This is a genomic window from Stieleria sp. (assembly GCF_041595215.1).
In the GTDB taxonomy this organism is placed as follows: domain Bacteria; phylum Planctomycetota; class Planctomycetia; order Pirellulales; family Pirellulaceae; genus Stieleria; species Stieleria magnilauensis.
On record NZ_JBFHKV010000728.1, the window covers coordinates 1 to 4,530 of the forward strand.

Annotated in this window: 4 protein-coding genes; 2 read left to right on the plus strand and 2 right to left on the minus strand. The window is 60.1% G+C overall.

Translation table 11 applies throughout. From position 1 onward, the window contains the following. Nucleotides 1-1,172: PQQ-binding-like beta-propeller repeat protein (locus ABX749_RS23215; RefSeq protein ID WP_372898088.1), on the minus strand; the 1,172-nt coding region annotated here is incomplete at its 3' end. Nucleotides 1,173-1,420: 248 nt separating this feature from the next. Here ABX749_RS23215 and ABX749_RS23220 point away from each other — a divergent pair. After that, a complete protein-coding gene (locus ABX749_RS23220) occupies nucleotides 1,421-1,900 on the plus strand; it encodes a hypothetical protein (RefSeq protein ID WP_372898089.1) in 480 nt (159 codons plus the stop codon). A 26-nt stretch (nucleotides 1,901-1,926) separates the two neighbouring features. Then, nucleotides 1,927-2,616 carry a methyltransferase domain-containing protein gene (locus ABX749_RS23225; protein WP_372898090.1) on the plus strand — a complete coding sequence of 230 codons (690 nt, stop codon included), beginning with the start codon at nucleotides 1,927-1,929 and terminating at the stop codon, nucleotides 2,614-2,616. A 167-nt stretch (nucleotides 2,617-2,783) separates the two neighbouring features. Here ABX749_RS23225 and thrC read toward each other — a convergent pair whose 3' ends face one another. Beyond that, complete coding sequence (gene thrC, locus ABX749_RS23230; RefSeq protein ID WP_372898091.1) at nucleotides 2,784-4,145, minus strand: threonine synthase; 1,362 nt, start codon at nucleotides 4,143-4,145, stop codon at nucleotides 2,784-2,786. Between the last annotated feature and the right edge of the window lie 385 nt (nucleotides 4,146-4,530).

Here is a 4,530-nt window from a genome sequence, read left to right on the forward strand (position 1 = left end):
TAGTGAACGTTGTGCGAGAGAAACCAATGCCATTGGCCGACAGCCAGATTGGCCTGATTGGTATTCGGATGCCCCTTTCCGGCCTTGACCGCCACATCGGTTTGTTTCGTCCAGCTTCCACGTTCGGGCTCGAACGCCCAAACCGTCGCACCGTCATACAAGGGCTGCGCGCGGAGCAGTTTGCCGGAAGACGCATCCATCACCAGATGATTGCCCTTTTGGAATCCAAACACATAGCGCTGGTTCCAGTGACTGGCGAATGACGGATCATACCCCTGAAGCTCGGTGCTCCAAAGCGTCTTTCCCGCTTCACCGGGTGCCAGGCTGGTGAGACTTTGGCCGGATGGTTTTTCCAATGGACCGTGGGGCCCACCGCGGGCATGGGCAACGGCCCATTGTCCGTCGGCGGTCAAGCCAACCGTGGGCGTGTTGTGTACCGAGGTCCCGACCTGTTCGCGCCACAGCACCTTGCCGGTTCGTTTGTCGATGCCGTGCAGATACGTCCAAACGTCTTTCTCATCGACGCCTGCGGGCACCGCGGTTCCGGCGGACTTTTTCCCCGGGGCGATCCATTTCTGAATCTTCGCCCCGGCCTCCTTGTTCGCCACCTCGACGTACAAGATCGTGTCGCCCACCAGAAACGGTTCCGCCTGGCGATTGTTGTGTTTGAAACGCGGCGTCCACTCCCGTAACCAGACCTGGTTGCCGTTGAAATCGTAACACGCCATCGACCCGCATCGATTGAAAAACCAAACATGTCGGCCATCGGTGATTGGGGCAAACACCGTTCCGTCGGTGAATCCGCCGGCCAGCGAGATGAAGACGCTGCCCGGCAACGTCGCCTGCCAAAGTTTTGCGCCCGTGTTTGCGTCCAGGCAGAAACCGATGATGTCGGTGACCGCGTTCTTTTGCTCCAGCGTTTGAATCGGCACATGGGTCGTCACAAACACACGGTCTCCCCAGACGGTGACGTTGCTCATCCCGGCCTCGGGCAGCGCGGTCCGCCAGCGAATGTTTTCCTCCCGCGTCACGCTCCAACGCAGCGGTGCACGGCCGTCGGTCTGCCAGTTGCCGTTCGGCCCGGCCGCCTGATGCCAATGGTCCTCGGCCCGCAGCAGACTGCCCCCGAAGATAAAGAGTCCAGCGAGCAGCCATCCGGTTCTGACGATCATCGAAGGTCCTAGGCGAGTGAAACGTGGTTGCCATCGGGGCAAGAAAAACGGGAGGAATCGATGCATTTTACAAGCCTTTGAGTTGTGCGCCGCTTTTTGCCGGCCCCCTGTTTCGACGATCGCCGGCTTTTCGTAGTGGATCCCGGACTTGCCGGGCGCCTACAATGGTTGGTGCACTCTCCCCCGCCACAGGCTGCAGAAACCTAGTAGCCTCGCCCCGCCCCCCAAGACGACCCGGTAATTGAGCCATGAGATCGATTTTATTGATCGCTGCACTCGCCATCCTCAGCCAGGACGCCTGGGCCGAGGGAGATCCACAAAAGTTTGCTGAATATCGAGCTCGGCTCCAGCAACGTCGCGACGATGCGTTGGAAATGCGCCGGCAACAACGGCTGTCTCAGCAGTCGGCCCAGGCCATGCAGTCGGCTCAGGCCACGCGGTCAGCCCAGACCAATCGGTTTCGTCCCGCACTCGATGGTTACGTGCCCCAGCCGGCGCTGCGCGGCTATGTGCCGCAACCGGCGCTCCGCGGCTATACGCCTCGACCGGCACTGCAAGGTTACGCGCCGCGACCGGCCCTGTACGGCTGGACGCCCCGACCGGCACTCTATGGTTACTTCCCCCAACCGGCCCTGCGTGGCTACACACCCCGGCCCGCGCTTCGCGGTTACACGCCTCAACCGGCCCTGCGCGGGTACACGCCCAAACCGGCACTCTCGGCTGAGTGACACCGGACGGAAACCAAGTCAACTCGATGCAATGGAAAGCCGATCGACAGGCCGCACGAGGCCGTAGTGCTGACCGGTACAACAGTCAAGCTGCCGAGCAGTACGATGGCGTGCTCGGATTGGGAACGTTGTCCGCAGAGATGCAATCTGCATTGCTGACAGATTTGCAACACGTCTCCACGGTTTTCGAAAACGCCGATGTCTTAGATGTGGGGGCCGGCACGGGTGCATTTTGCAGTGCGTTGACCGACTTGCCCTTGGAATCGATCACCGCACTGGAACCATCGCCGTCGATGCTGGAACGGCTGAAGACGAAACCGGAACTGAAACGGGTCAGACCGATCGTTGGCTCCTGCGACCATGATGACGACCGAACGCTGTTCGCGGATTCAAGTTTTGACGTCATCGCGTCCAGAAAAGTTGTCAGCAGCTTGTTTGACCCGCTGGCCGCGTTTCGCAACTGGCACCATTGGTTGCGCGTGGGTGGTCACGTGTTGATCATCGACGGCCTGTTCGGCCGCGATTCCTATGTCGGCGACTGGGCCGAAGAAGTTGATGTGCTGCCGTTGTCGACCAGCCAGTCGATGGCAACGGTCCCATATTTACTGGAGGCGGTTGGTTTTACGATTGAATTCGTCGACCTGACCCATCAGTGGAACCAGACCGCTCGAACGCCACATTACATCGTCGTCGCGTCGAAACAATCATCGCAGTAGAACCGTCGCGGCGACGTGAAGTGCCACTTCGCTCAACCGCGACCAGTCGAGCCATTGCAGCGTGTCGCCCCATTGCTCGGGACCTACGCCGTTGGCCGCGCGACGCTTGCCAGAGCGTGGATGTTCCGCCGTCTGGCGACGGCAGCTACGTCACAGGAAACAGTCGCTTAGCGACCGAGCCGTTTTTCGATTTCGGCTTTCACCGCGTCGGCGTCGGCGGGCAGATGCACCGCGGGGTTGGCGTATTGGCTGGTCACCTCTTCGAGTCGTGATTCGTGATAGGCGACTTTGAAATCGGTGAATTTTAGACCGTGGGCGGTGCTGATCACGACCGTCTTGTCGTCGGATTTGATCACACCGCGCTTGATCAGCTTTTTCAGCACGGCCAGCGCGACGCCGGTGTGGGGGCAGGTGAACATGCCGGTCAAGTCCGCGTGGGCGGCCGCCGCGGCCAATTCGTCTTCGGTCGCTTGTTCCACGATGCCGTCGGTTTCCACGATCGCCCGTTCCGCTTTGGCGTAACTGACCGGGTCACCAATTCGGATGGCGTTGGCCAGTGTGTCCTGGGCGGTCACGCGGATCTTCTCTTTGAATCCGTTCTTGTAGGATTCATAAAACGGATTTGCCTTGGCCGCTTGCGCGGCGACCAGCCGGGGCATGCGGGTGATCAACCCCAAGTCCAACATCAGCCGAAATCCCTTGTGGAGGGCGCTGATGTTGCCGAGATTGCCAACCGGAATCACGATCCAATCGGGCACTTCCCAATCGAATTGGCGAACGATTTCGATGCCCACCGTCTTTTGGCCTTCGATCCGCAGACTGTTCATCGAATTGGCCAGGTAGATCGAATTGTCCTGTGTCACCTCTTGGACGATTTTCATGCAGCCGTCGAAGTCGGTGTCCAGTGCCAGCACGTGGGCTCCGTTGGCGACCGGCTGAATCAGTTGTGCGGTGCTGACCTTGCCGGCGGGCAAGAAGATGACCGCGGGGATTCCCGCATAGGCCGCGTAGGCGGCCAGCGCCGCACTGGTGTCGCCGGTGCTGGCGCAGGCGACCGCTTTGACCGGACTGCCCTGTGCCATCATCTGCTTGACGACGCTGACCAAGACCGTCATGCCGAGGTCTTTAAAACTTCCGGTGTGGCTGTTGCCGCACAACTTGATCCACAAGTCCGGGACGCCCAACTGCTGACCCAATCGCTCGGCCCAGAACAAGTTGGAATTTCCTTCGAACATGCTGACGACGTTTTCGTTAGCCAGCGAGGGGATCACCCACTCACGCATGCCCCAGACGCCGCTGCCGTAGGGCCAATCCGAGGTGCTGGCGCGGGAGTCGAACAATTGCTGCCACTGATAGGGGTTGCGTTTCCGCAGCGGCTCGCGCTCGTGATGCACCTCCAGCAGACTGCCGCAGGACGGGCAGGTATAGATGACGTCGAAGATCGAGTGCTTGGCGGTGCAACCCGCGATGCAACGAAAATAGACAGTCTGGTTCTCTAAATCCGACTTGGACTCGACAGCGGACGACATGGTGAAATCCCGGTAAGTGCAGAATAAGACCGCATTATGTCCAAACCGACCTGGGATGGCAAAGGGCAAGCGATTCGAAAAGACGCCTGCTGCGGAGATCGGACGGCTAATCAGACAGCTAATCAGACACCGGATCGGCGGGAGCTCACAAGTCGGTACAATCCGCGGCGGCAGCCAGGTCATTGAAAACCCGGCCGTCTTTGGATGTCGTCGTTTTCATCACCGTGTTGTTCGTGAAAAGCACGATTCGCCACGCGAAACCGCCCGCCGACCCGCGCGCCAACCCGCGCGTCCCCCCCGCCGAGTTGACCCTTGCGAAAAATCGACAAAACCTACGCCGACCCCCTGGGGCTGATCTGGATTCACGCCGCCGGCCGAATGGGCA